This is a genomic window from Candidatus Thermokryptus mobilis (genome assembly GCF_900070205.1).
GTDB lineage: Bacteria > Bacteroidota > Ignavibacteria > Kryptoniales > Kryptoniaceae > Kryptonium > Kryptonium mobile.
Window position 1 is genome coordinate 1 of record NZ_FAOO01000013.1, and the last position, 14,530, is coordinate 14,530.

The 14,530-nt window shown below is 39.2% G+C and carries 14 protein-coding genes and 1 pseudogene; 2 read left to right on the forward strand and 13 right to left on the reverse strand.

What is annotated here, in order from left to right; translation table 11 throughout:
- Both FKZ43_RS08530 and FKZ43_RS11715 read left to right on the forward strand, forming a co-directional pair.
- Positions 1-209 (forward strand): annotated as a pseudogene (locus tag FKZ43_RS08530) (hypothetical protein); the annotation flags it as partial.
- A complete protein-coding gene (locus FKZ43_RS11715) occupies positions 172-378 on the forward strand; it encodes a T9SS type A sorting domain-containing protein (protein WP_140945468.1) in 207 nt (68 codons plus the stop codon). The pseudogene FKZ43_RS08530 and the gene FKZ43_RS11715, both read left to right, overlap by 38 nt.
- A 4-nt stretch (positions 379-382) precedes the next feature.
- On the opposite strand, the gene FKZ43_RS08540 is transcribed toward FKZ43_RS11715, so the two are convergent.
- The 13 genes from FKZ43_RS08540 to FKZ43_RS08600 all read right to left on the reverse strand — a co-directional run bounded on the left by FKZ43_RS08540 (position 383) and on the right by FKZ43_RS08600 (position 14,530).
- Positions 383-1,534, reverse strand: a complete 1,152-nt coding sequence (locus FKZ43_RS08540) for a CxxxxCH/CxxCH domain c-type cytochrome (protein WP_140945469.1) — start codon at positions 1,532-1,534, stop codon at positions 383-385.
- A 23-nt stretch (positions 1,535-1,557) separates the two neighbouring features.
- Positions 1,558-2,769, reverse strand: coding sequence for a cytochrome c3 family protein (locus FKZ43_RS08545; protein WP_140945470.1), 1,212 nt, complete (start codon positions 2,767-2,769; stop codon positions 1,558-1,560).
- Between the two features lie 23 nt (positions 2,770-2,792).
- Positions 2,793-4,058 carry a hypothetical protein gene (locus FKZ43_RS08550; RefSeq protein WP_140945471.1) on the reverse strand — a complete coding sequence of 422 codons (1,266 nt, stop codon included), beginning with the start codon at positions 4,056-4,058 and terminating at the stop codon, positions 2,793-2,795.
- Positions 4,055-5,476: a cytochrome c3 family protein gene (locus FKZ43_RS08555; RefSeq protein ID WP_219916516.1), complete on the reverse strand. Its 1,422-nt coding sequence runs from the start codon at positions 5,474-5,476 to the stop codon at positions 4,055-4,057. Before FKZ43_RS08555 ends, FKZ43_RS08550 begins: the two co-directional genes overlap by 4 nt.
- A 22-nt stretch (positions 5,477-5,498) precedes the next feature.
- Positions 5,499-6,581 carry a cytochrome b gene (locus FKZ43_RS08560; RefSeq protein WP_235894726.1) on the reverse strand — a complete coding sequence of 361 codons (1,083 nt, stop codon included), beginning with the start codon at positions 6,579-6,581 and terminating at the stop codon, positions 5,499-5,501.
- Positions 6,582-6,585: 4 nt separating this feature from the next.
- Complete coding sequence (locus tag FKZ43_RS08565) at positions 6,586-7,047, reverse strand: QcrA and Rieske domain-containing protein (protein ID WP_235894727.1); 462 nt, start codon at positions 7,045-7,047, stop codon at positions 6,586-6,588.
- A gap of 58 nt (positions 7,048-7,105) precedes the next feature.
- Positions 7,106-7,666 (reverse strand): cytochrome c family protein, encoded by a 561-nt coding sequence (locus tag FKZ43_RS08570; protein WP_140945473.1) that lies wholly within the window; start codon positions 7,664-7,666, stop codon positions 7,106-7,108.
- 77 nt (positions 7,667-7,743) lie between these two features.
- On the reverse strand, positions 7,744-9,693 hold the full coding sequence (locus FKZ43_RS08575) for a cytochrome c3 family protein (protein WP_140945474.1): 1,950 nt from the start codon (positions 9,691-9,693) through the stop codon (positions 7,744-7,746).
- Positions 9,694-11,667 (reverse strand): cytochrome c3 family protein, encoded by a 1,974-nt coding sequence (locus tag FKZ43_RS08580; RefSeq protein ID WP_140945475.1) that lies wholly within the window; start codon positions 11,665-11,667, stop codon positions 9,694-9,696.
- Positions 11,657-12,535, reverse strand: a complete 879-nt coding sequence (locus FKZ43_RS08585; RefSeq protein WP_140945476.1) for a formate dehydrogenase subunit gamma — start codon at positions 12,533-12,535, stop codon at positions 11,657-11,659. Before FKZ43_RS08585 ends, FKZ43_RS08580 begins: the two co-directional genes overlap by 11 nt.
- Positions 12,536-13,573: a cytochrome c3 family protein gene (locus FKZ43_RS08590; RefSeq protein ID WP_140945477.1), complete on the reverse strand. Its 1,038-nt coding sequence runs from the start codon at positions 13,571-13,573 to the stop codon at positions 12,536-12,538.
- Positions 13,570-14,256 carry a formate dehydrogenase subunit gamma gene (locus tag FKZ43_RS08595; RefSeq protein ID WP_140945478.1) on the reverse strand — a complete coding sequence of 229 codons (687 nt, stop codon included), beginning with the start codon at positions 14,254-14,256 and terminating at the stop codon, positions 13,570-13,572. Before FKZ43_RS08595 ends, FKZ43_RS08590 begins: the two co-directional genes overlap by 4 nt.
- Before the next feature lie 16 nt (positions 14,257-14,272).
- A complete protein-coding gene (locus FKZ43_RS08600; RefSeq protein ID WP_140945479.1) occupies positions 14,273-14,530 on the reverse strand; it encodes a ferritin family protein in 258 nt (85 codons plus the stop codon).

Here is a 14,530-nt window from a genome sequence, read left to right on the forward strand (position 1 = left end):
CAGGTAAATTCCATTTGGTTGGATTAGATATGGGAGGGTTTGCGTATGCGTTTTCAATTGATTCGGGCAGAACCTGGATTGGATATCGCAATCTTTCGTATGTTACCTCAGTGCCAAAACTTTTTGAATTTCGTCAAAATTATCCGAACCCGTTTAATCTAAAAACAACAATTGAGTTCTCAATTTACAAGGAAGCATATTTCTCTTAAAATTTACAACATTGAAGGACGGATTATAACGACTCTGGTAAGTTCAAACAAAAAACCAGGAACTTATAAAATTGAATTCAACGCAAGCGACCTATCAAGCGGAGTTTACTTCGCCGAACTGACCGTAGATAGACAAAAAGAAATTCAAAAAATGCTACTGATTAAATAAAAATTCACCTTGACACAGCTTTACTTAACCCACTAACCGAAAAGTCAACTTCATTGCCGAACAAGCTCAACTTTCCATTTATATGCTTTGTTTTATCCTTGATGCGTAAACCACCATTTGAAATTTCAACCACATCATTGTGACAGCTCGTCCCGCAAGATGTAGCCGATACCTTCGGATGAGTTCCGCCAGGTGGTAGCCCGTGACAACTTCCGCACTCGGCTTGACTTCCATCAACGACATTCCATTTAGGAGCATTGTTCATGTTCCCGTTTCTGAAATAACCGTGACAATATGTATTTGAACAGGTTAAATTGCCTGAATCGTAAATCGGGCTCGGCACTATATATTCACCTATGTTAAAACCAGCAGATTTATGTCTTGCAAGTGAGCTATCTTGAAAGATGACTTCTGCTCCTGGGGTTGAATCAATATGACCTGGGGATTTAAGAGCGGTCGGTTTTATATGACACTCAGCACAGTCAAAACCAACGCTGACTTTACCTTCAATGAGATGAGATTGATGAGCCCCGACACCACGAGAAGTTGTTGAGAAGTTATTGTTCAAATCTCTCGGCGGGGCTGGATTTGCAACACTTCCGTGACAAGTATTGCACGCCTCTGGACCACCAACGCTATTATGACAGGTATAACAAGAAGACCTGCTCACACCACCTGTATAATCTTTTCCGTGACATTGTTTGCACTGATCAAAGTCATAACTTGTTCTTCTTAAAAACTTACCATGTGAATTTTCACTTTTAATGTCAACCCAATCTGAAGGATGAATTCTTATATCACCAAGCAAAAGGCTATCTTCAACAACCCATTTTTTTATCTTGTCAGCTTTGATTGAGGAATCAGCACCAAGATATTTTCGCATACTTCCACCGGGCTGAGTGACGCGAACTATTTTGCTGTTTTGGTCCCCCGGAAAAGCAACACCACTTTGTATTATGCCGAAATAAGTTGAAAGGTCAAAATCTGAATTTTGGTTATGACAGCCGATGCAATTGTTATCAAAAATTGGTTTTATATCGTCTTTGTAGGTTAATTTAACTTTTGGTTGAGGTGTTAAAACATCCTCTTTTAACTCACTGCAAGAAAAGAAAAGCAATGAAAGTGAAAAAATCAAGAACAAAATTTTTGATTTCATTTTCGTTTTTGAAAATTTAATTTTTACTTTTCTTGCCCATGACAATATCCACAGAAACCAATACCAGCTTTTCTAGTATTAATGTGGCAAGTAAAGCAAACCGAACCATCGTTTGTGTGCCAATCACCTTCAACATCTTTCATATAATTTTTCGGATGCGTCTTCGGGTCGTTCCCAAGTCCAGGGTTTCTATCAACATGGCAGAGAACACAAGTTGGGTCAGCTCCCTCTGTATCGTGACAGCTCATACACATTTCAATGTCCCTTTTTGCAAGTTTTGCATGCCTTCCGCCACCCGTTCCAACTCCAATTGTAACGAAATCATTTCCCTTATGCCATTCCGGTTTAACAGAACTTGTGGTTGCGCCATTTGGAACATGACAACCAGAACAGAACGTTTGCCTATCGTGGCAAACATAGCAATCATTTGACTTTGCCTTTGCGTCAATTCCGTGAGTGTAGCGGTAATTTAGGTCATGGACTCTTTGTAAAACAAGCTGTTGCTTCCCTGAGCTTTGTGGGGTGAAGGGAGAATAAAAATCACTTCCAACTCGCAAAAGATTTGCCCCATCGTGACACTGTTGACAGAAATCATCTGAATGACAAGTGATGCAACTATTTTCAGCCCCACCGGCGCGGACAAGCTTTTTATGCTCGGTTTTAAAATCGGCTACCTTATGGCTTGACGGCAAGATTGAAACCATTTCTTTATGGCACGCCTCACATTCATTCGTAGCGATTCTATTGTTATGACAGGCAAAACAACTCTCCATGCTTGGCAAATGTTCCGGCGTTGCATAGTCAACTTTATCTGAGCCAGCGTGACAGTCAAGACAATTCATCTTTTGATTCTCAATGTGAAATTTATGCGAAAAGATAATTTTCCGCACCGGGGCTTCGTAAGGGACTAATAGTTCAATGTCTTTATGACAATACTCACATGGTGTTGATTTCTCATCGTGACAATTATAGCATGTGCTCATATCAGGTAAAAGAAAATCGGAGGCGTTTTCACTTTTCAGTGCCTCAGCGTGACAATCGGTGCACTCGGCACCAACATTTTCAGCGTGAAATTGATGTGAAAATTTAATGTTCATCCATTGCTTAACATTGTCACCATAAAATTCCGCCTTGTCGGATTTGTCAGAGTTTGAAAAAGCGACAAACACAAATGAAGCTGGAACAAGTAAAATGGTGAAGAAATACAGAGCAAAAATTTTAAAATTTGATTTCATCGCAACTTCCGAATGTTAATTTTTCATTTGATAAAACCAATGTTTGTGAAAAGCCAGTAATTTAACTTGAAGAAGAAACGGAAATCAGAGCTGTAAATTCTGTTCCGCAGATATTGACCTTGGATGTCAAATGAAAACGCCCTGTTAAGTTTATAATTCACACCGAGCGATAAAGCGATGGATTTTTCCCTTTCTGTGACATCTGAAAGTTTATATGAGGCGTAGCTTAAGCTCACATTTGGTATCAACCTATCTCCAAACATCGGATAGTAAAGTTGAGCCGAGAACCCATCAAGTTCGCCAGCATACCCAATCCTTTTTGCAAAATTAACAGAACCATATCCAGCATCAAAACCAAAAACTATCCTTTGCGATTTCTCATCAACATAATTCACATTTGAAAATCCAACGGTAAGTCTGAAAAGTGATGAAATTTTATAATTTACGCCCACTTCAATTTCTTTCGTGACGCCATAATTGAAAACGGAAAAAATTGAATTCACGGGGATCCGCGGGTCGCGATAATCATAACCAGCGTTCAACTTCAAGCGATTTGTCAAATTAACTCCAAGTGACACCTCCCCTCTTGAAAATTTTGACTTATTCAAATCATAATCCGCCCGTGAATAAAATTCAAAAATGGAAAAATCATACCCAACATCAGCGCTGATGATTTGATACTGTGAAGAGACTGTGTTAATCTCCTGAGCAAAGACATCACCCAAGCTGTCAGCTCGTAGCGCTGAATACGGCTTTGGTTTTCTATGTTGGTTAAAATAGCTTAACGAAGTGTTTAAATCACCGCTTGAAAACTTCAATTGACCGCCGAACATAAAATTATTCCTTGTGTCATCTGTGATACTAAATTTCTGACCGACGGGTGGGAGAAAACCACCATAAACATTCGCTGAAAGAGACTTCAAGATTTTCGTATTTATGAAAGCACCATCAATCGTTCCAACACCAACGCCAGAAAAAACCGCAAACCTTCCGATTTTCAAATTAAATCTATTAAAGAGATTTCTCCAGTTGATATAGAAATTGTAAAATCTAACGCGCGGGTCACCCGATTGCTTCTGGCGAAAATCATTTGAGAGATTAGCAAAGGCATGAAAAGATAAATTTCCCTGACTTAAAGATAACTGCGCAAATTGATAAGCCCGAAGATGATTTGTTGATATTGTTTGGGTTTCTTGTCTTTGCCACATGTACGCAGATGTTGTCAAGCGCAGGTTTAGATTTTGGGCAAATAAAAATGCTGGCAAAACTAATAAAATTAAAATTCTCATTTTCGTCTTTCAATTTGTTTAATTTTAAGGTAGAGTGCAATCACAAGGATAGTTATTATCAAAGTTGAAGCACCGAGTCCCCATCGCCTAAAGTAATATTCATCTATTGCCTCAAGCCCCGCTCTTGTAACTTCACTTATTATCTCATATCCGGGATTTATCGTCTCTTTAAATTCATCAAGGTTTGCTGTATGAATTACCGTCCTTGCTTTGATCAAAATTTGGGGGACATCATTCATTTGATATCTTGCGTCAGAGACATCCATTCCTTTGGTTTCAGCTTCATATAGTATCTCCTTCGCTTTATTAATTTTGACAACAAGGGTATCAATCATCTCGCGCATTTGCCTTGCGACTTCAAAGCCCTTATCCCCTTCTTTATGACACTTTATACAAGTCGCTTTTGTATTTGTTCCAAGCATTTCATCCGTCGGTTTTTCAATTAGATGATACCCGTGGCAAACCTCACACTGCGGTATTTTCTTAGCTTCAAAGACAGGAGCGTGGGGACTCCTTGAAAACATCTCGGCATTTAAAGCGTGGCAAGTACCACAAACATGGGAAATTGACTTAACACCAGGGGGAATAGCACCGTGATTTCCATGGCAATCATTACAAGCAGGAGCTGATAAATCCCCCTTCTCAAGCAAAGCCCTACCGTGAACGCTTTTGACATATTTTTCATACTGATCCGTTGGAATTTTATAACCGCGCATATAGCTGGCGTCGCTATGACATCTTGCGCAAGTTGTTGGTAAATTTGAAGCAAAGACCGTTGAGCGCGGATCATTAGCAGGGAAAATGTCATGTGCGGAATGACAATCCGAACAGGTTGCAACCTTTATATCACCACGCAAAATTCTCTGCCCATGAACGCTCGTCTTATACTTTTCAAATTGATCAGTCGGTAGCCCAGGGTTAAACCTTTTCATATAATTTGCATCGCTATGACACTTTGAACATAATCTGATCTCTCTCGTCGGATATACAGGCGACCTTGGATCAGAAGCTCTTTTTATCTCGTGTATGCCATGACAAGTTACACAAGTTGCAATTTCACTCTTGCCGTGAACGCTCGCCTTGAAAAGTTTGAATTGGGAAACATCAACCTTTGAATTAAATTTTTTCATCGTTTCTTCATTAGAATGACATCTCAAACAGACATCAATTATCTTATCTCCTTTGGGGACACCTATGAATCCCCTTTCTTTGCTCATAGCCACATCCATATCATCGCTTGTTCTGTCACCGCCGTGACAGTCGGCGCAAGAGATGCCCAATTTGAAATGAACATCTTCGGAATAAAGAGCTGTTGGTTTATCGCCGACAACATCTTTATGACAATTATAACAGCCATCCTTATTTTGAGCGAAAGAAATCAGACTCAAAAAGAATAAAGAAAGGAAAATTTTACGCACCATTATATCAAAATTTTTTATTTTAACTTAACACATAACCAAGTATTGTCATAGTCAACATGTAAATCAAAACGAACAAACCGATCAAATTTATCAATCTATTTCTGTATCCATTTTTCGTTTTAACATCCCAAAATGGGACAAGAAGCCAAAGTATTCCAGCCACCGTAAACATCAGGACTCCGAAAAATTCGCCTTCAAGAAAAAGGACCTTTGGGGGCAAAAGCTTTAAAGTTTGATACATAAACAGAAAATACCATTCTGGTTTTATACCAGCTGGGGCTGGGGCAAATGGATCGGCTTTTTTACCGAGTTCCCATGGGAAAAATACAGCAAGGACTGCAAGTATATTCAAAATTATGAGCCACAGCAAAAGATCGCGGAGTAAAAAGTTTGGGAAAAACGGTATGTATTTTCTCCTCTCGGGCGGTAACTTCTCCCACTCGGGGGGCTCGCTCATCCCTTGAATTTGTATAAACAAAAGATGAAAGAAAAGTATAACTGTAAAGATCCCCGGAAGGATTGCAACATGCAAGCCAAAAAATCTCGCAAGCGTTGCCCCAGTTACATCCTCACCACCGCGGATAATTTTTAACAGATCTTTCCCTATCCAAGGTATTGAACCGATAATGTCCGTTCCAACTTTTGTCGCAAAAAACGCAAGCTCATTCCATGGCAAAAGATATCCACTAAAACCGAAAGTCAAAGCAAGAACTAAAAGTAAAAACCCGGTAACCCAAGTCAATTCCCTTGGTTTTCTGTACGCCTTTGTGAAATAGACGCTAAACATATGTATGAAAACAGCCAATATCATCAAATTAGCAGACCAACTGTGAATTGAACGAATTAACCAGCCAAATTTAACTTTTGAAACTATAAATTGAACGCTCTCATAAGAGCTATCTTCACCGACACGATAATAAAGCAAAAGAAGGATGCCCGTTAAAACCTGGATTATAAAAAGAAATAAGCTGACCCCGCCGAAATAATACCAAATTGAATGCCTGTGTTGAGGAACTGACTTGTGAGACATAAACTCAATAAAACCACGGATATTATATCTTTCATCAAACCAATTAAATAATTTTTCACCCAATTTTGCCATCTCCTCACGCCTCCTTTGTTACATAGATTTCATCGCCTCTAATAATGACTCGGAACTGCTCAAGTGGTCTCGGTGGAGGTCCTGATATATTTCTTCCATTTAGGTCATACTTTCCGTTATGACATGCGCACCAGATTGCTTTCATGTCTTCCCGATATTGGACAGTACAATCAAGGTGTGTACAAACAGCTGAGAAAGCCCTAAACTCGCCATTTTCAAGCCGAAGCAAAAGCCCGGGTTTGTTGCCAAATTTAAATATAGTTCCCGTCCCCGGCTTAAAGTCATCAACCTTGCCAAGTTTTACACTTTTTATTTTTGCCTCGGGAAGTTTTGGAGGGATGATATATTTGATGACGGGATAAAGAACAGATATAAGCCAACCGATAAAACCAAAGCCAAGGAGATAGTTCAAAAAGTCACGCCTTGATTTTCTTAAACCAGGTTCCATTTCCACTCCTTTCTTCATTTTAATCAGAAACGAAAAGGGGCACATCTTTTTTATAGATGCGCCCCTTAATCAAAAGTTACTTTTCCTTCGGCAAAGGATGAGCTATCTCAGCCCACATTTTCTTAAAGTCAAAGCCCTTAAATGTGGGACTTTCTTCATTATGACATGTCTTGCAAAGCTTCTCGGCGCTACCATCAGCGACAAGCACAAGTACAAGCCCGTTCTTGATAGCCTCTTCACGGTTTTGCATGATTTTCAATGCCTTATACTCAGACCCAGGACCATGGCAAGCCTCACATTGAACACCATCTTCAATCTTGAACCTTTCAAGGAACGCCTCTTTTGGAGCCCCAAATCCAGTCACATGACATTTCAAGCACTCTGGCGCTTCATACGGTGGGACTTTAATTCCCTTCGCTTCAGCTATCTTTTTAGCTTCTTCAGTCTTGAGCGTTTCATACGCCTTTGCATGTTTACTTGATTGCCAAATCTCAAACATCTTACCTTTCTTCTCACCCTTATGACATGGTGCGCAAACCGCTACACCAACATACTTGAACTTTGGAGATTCTTGAGAGAATAGATAGGTCAAATAGATGGGAATTAAAAGGAAAGAGACAGCTAATAAGCCTTTCATCTTTTCCTCCGATATTTTTTAATTTTACAACTTTAATTTAACCGAAATAAAGCAAATTGTCAAGTTGATTTCAAACCTCAGTTGCTTGCTGTGCTAGAGATTAGTTCCCTTTTTATCTCGTTCAAAACATCAACGACAAGTGAATAATTATGGAGCCCAGAAGCACTCCATCTTTCTATTTCCTCAACCATACGCTTAAGCTCATCCTTATCTTTCCTTGGGCTTTTTAAACTTAAATCTTTGATCTCAATTATCAATTTTCTCACCTCATTTTTCCACTCAACCGCCATTGCATCATAGCCAGCATCGTGACAGTTTAAGCAAACTTTTTCGCTCGGACGCATAACTTTATTGTTAACCACATGGCAATCCACACATTCAACCCCAGCTTCTCTCATAACATCTGGCATCTTTTTCCCCAAATAACTTCCAGAATAAATTTCATCTGAAATTTTATGGCACGCCTTACAGCCCTCAACCGTTTGATTTTGATGATGGCAAGAATTACAATTATCCTTTGACACGATTAATTCACCATGTCTCCTTGCATTTGAATGGCACACATTACATCTCAAACCTTTCTCTTGAACATGCTTTGAATGCTGAAAAACTGTCCCGTAGATTGCTCTTGATATATTTTCAATCCCGGTGTGACAATTGGCGCACTCGCCTGGAACACGAGACCCAACTAAAACGCTCGGCACTTGATAATTTAAACCAGCGACTTTCACCGCCTTAGAAAGATATTCATATGCCTTTGAAATTATTTGATCGGAATAGGTTATATTATGAACCGCTTTCCCAGCTTCAACGACTGCAACCGCGTCTTTCGCCTTTTGAATATAAATTTTCGCTTCCTTGACATCGGTAAGCGAATCAACCTCTTGAATTGAACTTTTCAGCTGGGAAATCTTCTTATCCGCAGTTTCCTCCCATAATTTCAGCAATTTAGCATAACCTTTACCATGGCATGTCTCACAGGATTGCGGACGCGCTATTTTAACTTTTGCTTCCCCAACCAACTCCTCGTGAAAGATATGACAACTTGCACAATTCAATCCCGCCTCAAACATGGGATTTGGATGTCCCTTTAAACCATTTATATCTTTTCCAGTGAATAATAAAACTTGGTTTTTATGTTCACCAGTGTGACAAGTTGTGCATTCAAGCTCCTCACCCGGGCTCAATCTCTGAATTTTATGCTGAATCGTGAGATGACATTGTATGCACTCTATCTTATGTTCAGAGATGTGAACTCTATGCAAAAGATCTGTATTTCCATATTGGCTCAATCTCGCATGGTCAAAATGACAAGCATAACAATTCTCACGCGGGACGAATCCATCACCAATAATCGTGTTAACATGACAACGCGTGCATTCTATCCCACGCTTTACGATCTCGCTGTGATCAAATCTGTATTTCACCATTTCCTCCTTTGGTATTGACTCCCAATGATGACAAGTTTGACAATTTGAAAGTTTTCTATAAATAGCGAATTCAATATCCCCATCTCGCTTGAAATGGCACAAAAAACAAGTCGTCTCGGTAACAGTTATATGCTCCCCTTGAACTATCTGGGAGTGACAACTCGTGCATCTTAATTTTTTGCCTCGCCTCATCTCTTCAAGATGCGGAGCATGGTCAAAGACGACACCTTTGAATATAACTTTGCCCTTTAAAAGTCGCGTCTCATGACAACCACTTTGCAAACATGACTCATCAGATATCTCAGCCCAAGGTTTCCTCTTCGTATATGAACGGGCAAAATAATTCACAACTTGGACAAGACCCTCAACTTTACCTCTAACAGTGCCAGCAAACCCCGGCGGAAAATGACACTTAACACAAGTTACATCATTATGTGTTGATGTCTTCCAACTCTCGTAAAACGGCTCCATATAATGACATATTGGACAAAAAGAAGGACGGGATGTGAACTCCGCTGAAAGTGCAATCACAAACAAAAAAGCTATGACCGCAATGCTTATTTTTAAAAGCGCCTTTTTCAACTTTCCATGTTCCATTTAATTCTTATTCCCGTTTTCAACAAAATTAAAACCTCTCATAAACTTTTCAATCCTTTGTCTCAAATCGTCAATATACTGTAAGTTATGCGCTCCAAATGAACCCTCTCTCAAAAATTCTTCAATCTCGCTTCTCAATCTGACAAACTCTCCAATATTACCTTTATCACTATTAATTTTTAAAAATCGGATCAAATCTGCAAGTGAAGAATCCCATCTCTCAATTGTCTTCCTTAAATCCTCTCTCTTTCCGGCAAAATCATCAATGTAGCTTTGCTCGTGGCAAGAACCGCAAATCTCAATACCTGCTCTTATCGGCTTATCACTGTTGGATAAATGGCAATCCTGACAGGAAATGTCCGCTTGAGCCATGAAATCCTCCTCCGAGCTTAAAAACTTACCACGATAAAATTTCGCTTGCTTATCGTGACAACTTTCACATTTAACATCAGCTCTTAAATCCCTGTGATGGCAAGAATTACAATCTTTGACAAAGTCAAGAACTTTTCCATGAGAAGGTTTTAGCGGTTCACCACCTATATGACAGTCAACACAATTTAACTTAAAAAGATGAACGCCATGCGGAAACTCCCTTGACCTGTATAAGTTATTTAAATTTTCAATACCGAAGTGACAATCAAGACACCTTGAATTATTCTTGAAAACGAACTCAACCGATGGCTTGCTGCGCGATGCCTTTATCTCCTTTTCAATTTCATCAAGCAAGACATTGACATATTTTATGTTATGCACACCGAAACTGCCATCCCTTTTCACTATCTCAAGATTCGCATTCACATTTTCATTGTTGAACTCAATCATACCAACCTTTTTTAAAAGACCGGCGATCTCAACTTCCTTCTCAATTTTACTTATCCTCTCTCTAATAATTTTCTGCCACTGTGTTACAAGTTTATCATAACCTTTTCCATGACAATTCACACACGACATCGGATTAAATTTCGGAAGTTCAAATAATGTCTCGGCGTGTGTTTTAACAAGTTTAACCTCATGACAACCTCTACACGATACCCCGGAGAGAAACATTGGATCGGGCAAAATTGGAACGCCTCTTCCAGCACTTCCAGCGTAGATTTTTTCTTGAATGGAATGCCTGTTACCGTGGCATTCCTGACAAACTGGGGAAAAAACTTCAAAAACCTCAATCTTGCCGTGCTTTATCTCATTGTGACATTTAAAACAGTTTATCCTCTCTGCGCTGACATGAACCTTATGCATATCCTTTGATCCAAGCGTCATCCCTGCCACACCTATATGACAAGATGAGCATCTCTCTAACCTAACATCACCCCTTCCAACGACAACATGAATGTGACAAGTTCCACATTCAACTTTATTCTTGATATATTCTGAATGATTAAATGCAACACCCCAAATCATTATATCATCCTTAGGCGGTCCATGACAACTCCCACACCCTGAAACTGGATGTGCCTCCTTTACTTCCCCACCCATAAAATGACACAATACACATATTTTTTCAGAAACCGCCTCATGCCTGCCCTGAACAAGCTCGGAATGACATGTCTGGCATTGCATCTTGAAACCGACTTTTTCCTCCGATAAATGATTCAAATGTGTGAAGCTTATTCTACCGTTTAAGAACTTCACCTCTTTGCCGACATACCCTTTTTCACTATGACATTTCAGGCAGGACTCGTTATCAACCTTTGATCTTATCTCATAGTTGTAAACGCCAAGATAATACCTCACTATCTCAGAAAAAAGTCGAACTTTTCCTTTGAAATAATTGGAAAATCCACTCCCATAATGGCAAGTTGAACAATTCACCTGATTATGTGTTGATGAAAGCCAATTCTCATAATATGGTTTCATAAAATGACAAGAAGCACAAAACTCCGGGTCATCCGATGCCCTTAGAAAGAGAAAAAATAGATATCCAGCGAAAACTAAAAACACGGATGAAATTAAAATCCGACGCTTACTTTTCATCTGCCTTCCCCTCCTTCATAAGTTTCTCCTTCATAATCTTCTCATATTCAAGCGGATGTTCTCTCATCATCCTCTCTTTTGAAATCTTTCCAGTGAAAATCGTTGGATTAAACGGGAATACATGCGGATTAAAATGAGCATTATACCAATGCCATATGACAATAGCAAGTGTAGCAAGCATAGCCTCGTCTGAATGCGCCTCCTTAGCTATGTCAAAGACAAACTTCGGGAAAATTCCAAGGAAAAAATTATGAAACCATAAAATCAACCCAGACAAAACCATTATCACCATACCCCAATAAACAGCCCAATAATCAAACTTTTCAATATACGAATACCTACCATATTTAGGTCTCTCGTTCGTTTTGCCAAGCATATATTTAATGTTTTGATAAAAATCAAGGAAATCCTTTTTCCTTGGCAGAAGCTCTTTAAATTCATTTCTACCCTCTTTCGTAAAAGCTATGTAAATCGTATGCCAAATTGAGACGAAAATTAACATCCCAGCCCCAACCCTATGGATAAACCTTGACACTTGAATCCCACCTATTAAATCAAAAAATAAATTAGCCCACCAAGAATCGTGAAACTTGATCGGTAAGCCAGTTATGATCAACAAAATCACACCAATAGCAAGCGTCAAATGTTGAAGGCGTATGTTTAAACTGAAACGGACAAAATATTCCTCCTCTTCCTTTTTTGCCTTTTTCAAACTTTCCCTCTTCTTCCTCTCAACTTCCTCTTCAATCTTCTTGGCTATTTCAATTCTCAACCTCTCGCGAAATTCCTCATCAAGTTCAACATCTTTAGTCTTTTCAACCTCGCTTATCAATTTTTCTGCTTCCTCTAATGAATTTTTCCTCTTCATTTACTCCACCGATTTTCTTTTTCTCCTAAAATGCCCAATTAAGTCAAGAACGATATGTGTGAACAGCCCAGCAAGAACGATAAGCGTGAACCACTTAAAGAATGTGTAGACATAATAAACTATCCCAGCTTCTTTTTCACCCGGCAGAATATGGAACTTTCCTTTTGCCACATTTTCGTTTGCCCTCGGATGACATTTACCACAGGTCTTTGCGAGATTTGCCGGGTGAATTGGTGACTTCGGGTCACGCGATGGTAAAACATCGTGATATTCATGACAAGAGGCACAATTAGCAGCTCTAACCACACCGAATTTCAAAGCTATACCATGGAAGCTTTCCTTGTACGCTTCTGGATTTTTAACAGGAACACCAACCCTTTTCATTAACTTTACATCAGAATGACATTTGTCACAAGTTCCAACGACATTTTTTGGATTTAAACTTGATCTCGGGTCCTCCGGAGGCAAGATATCATGCTCGCGATGACAATCAGAGCAAACCGCCGATTCAAGAACACCTCTCTGAATCCCAGCCCAGTGAATTGAACTATAATACTCATCCCTAACCGTTTGATGGCATCTACCACAAAGTTCGGGTATTTTAGTTTTATATACACTTGAACTTGGGTCCTCTGGCTTTTTGACATAATGAACCGTGTGGCAATCTTTACAATCGGGCGCATTTTTACCACGGGCTATAGCCCTACTGTGAACGCTTTCCTTATATTTCTCCGGCTTTGCTGTAACAGGAGCCCCAACCGTATTCCCTTCAAAATGACATTGCAAGCAATGTATTTTCTTGGGCTTGGTAAAATGAGGTATGACCCTTACATCAACATGGCAAGCAACACAGAGAAACTTACTGTGCACTGAACTTTCAAATTCCTCTCTTGAGACATAAAGTGATTTAAATCTCCCCTGTTCAATCACACCAAAATTTTTAACACCATGACAAACAAAACATCTATCATTTTTCAACTGCGAATTCGCTTGACCGATCACAAAGAAGAAAAATAAAAAAATCAGCCCATATCTCATCTTTCACTTTCCTTATTTTTTATATCAAGATATTCAAGATAATGGTTTTCCTTGAGCCATTCCTCAGAAACATAACCATGCCAAAAGGAGGAGTTCATCGGGAAATTTCCCGGAGAGAGATGAACTAAGTAAAGATGCCAAAGGACAAGAAATGTTATTATAAGAGTTGCCGTCGCACTATGTAACGCCTGCGAAAGGTCAAAAAACCATTTCGGGAAAATACCAAAGAGATAATTGTGAAACCAGAGAACGAAACCGCTCAAAGTCATTATCAAAAAGAATATAAAAAATGCCCAATATTGAATCTTCTCTTTATACGAATACCTGCCATACATAGGTGGTCTCTCATTTTTGCCTATGTCGTATCTAAAACTTTCAACGAAATCCTTAAAATCTTTTTTCCTTGGCAACAACTCGATGAACTCATGTCTGCCCTCAGAGGTGAAAATGATATAAATTAGGTGATAAATTCCCGTTATAAAAAGCAATATCGCTGAAATCCTATGAATAGTTCCCCTCGCTTCAAAACCACCCTCAATGAAAATCAAAAACCTCCCAAGCCAAGTATCGTGATACCTCAAAGCAAAACCAGTTATTATCAAAAGTATAACGCTCACCATCAAAAGAAAATGCTGAATTCTCCAAGAAAGCGAAAAACGCAATATCTTTTTACCTGTTTCCATATTTCAACCTATTTTTTTATTCAAAATACTCAAAACTTGACCTGATCCCATCTGTAACTGAAATTTGTGCCTCAATCTCTTTCAATTTCTCCTCAAGCAAACGGCGATGCTCTTTCTCCATCTCAGCAAGCTCAAGCAAAAACTTTTGAACCTGAGGCTCGCATGCTTTCAAAGACGCAGAGTAATAATAATCAAACGAATCCTTCTCTCGCTCAATGGCTGTCCTCAAAATTTCAACGATTATGTTTTTAACTTCCATATTTTCGCAACTCAT

Excerpts from the sequence above, each read along its gene's own strand:
- FKZ43_RS08540 (WP_140945469.1), bottom strand. The coding sequence starts at position 1,534 with ATGAAATCAAAAATTTTGTTCTTGATTTTTTCACTTTCATTGCTTTTC.
- FKZ43_RS08545 (WP_140945470.1), bottom strand. The coding sequence starts at position 2,769 with ATGAAATCAAATTTTAAAATTTTTGCTCTGTATTTCTTCACCATTTTA.
- FKZ43_RS08550 (WP_140945471.1), bottom strand. The coding sequence starts at position 4,058 with ATGAGAATTTTAATTTTATTAGTTTTGCCAGCATTTTTATTTGCCCAA.
- FKZ43_RS08560 (WP_235894726.1), bottom strand. The coding sequence starts at position 6,581 with ATGGCAAAATTGGGTGAAAAATTATTTAATTGGTTTGATGAAAGATAT.
- FKZ43_RS08565 (WP_235894727.1), bottom strand. The coding sequence starts at position 7,047 with ATGAAGAAAGGAGTGGAAATGGAACCTGGTTTAAGAAAATCAAGGCGT.
- FKZ43_RS08570 (WP_140945473.1), bottom strand. The coding sequence starts at position 7,666 with ATGAAAGGCTTATTAGCTGTCTCTTTCCTTTTAATTCCCATCTATTTG.
- FKZ43_RS08575 (WP_140945474.1), bottom strand. The coding sequence starts at position 9,693 with ATGGAACATGGAAAGTTGAAAAAGGCGCTTTTAAAAATAAGCATTGCG.
- FKZ43_RS08580 (WP_140945475.1), bottom strand. The coding sequence starts at position 11,667 with ATGAAAAGTAAGCGTCGGATTTTAATTTCATCCGTGTTTTTAGTTTTC.
- FKZ43_RS08585 (WP_140945476.1), bottom strand. The coding sequence starts at position 12,535 with ATGAAGAGGAAAAATTCATTAGAGGAAGCAGAAAAATTGATAAGCGAG.
- FKZ43_RS08590 (WP_140945477.1), bottom strand. The coding sequence starts at position 13,573 with ATGAGATATGGGCTGATTTTTTTATTTTTCTTCTTTGTGATCGGTCAA.
- FKZ43_RS08595 (WP_140945478.1), bottom strand. The coding sequence starts at position 14,256 with ATGGAAACAGGTAAAAAGATATTGCGTTTTTCGCTTTCTTGGAGAATT.
- FKZ43_RS08600 (WP_140945479.1), bottom strand. The coding sequence starts at position 14,530 with ATGAGTTGCGAAAATATGGAAGTTAAAAACATAATCGTTGAAATTTTG.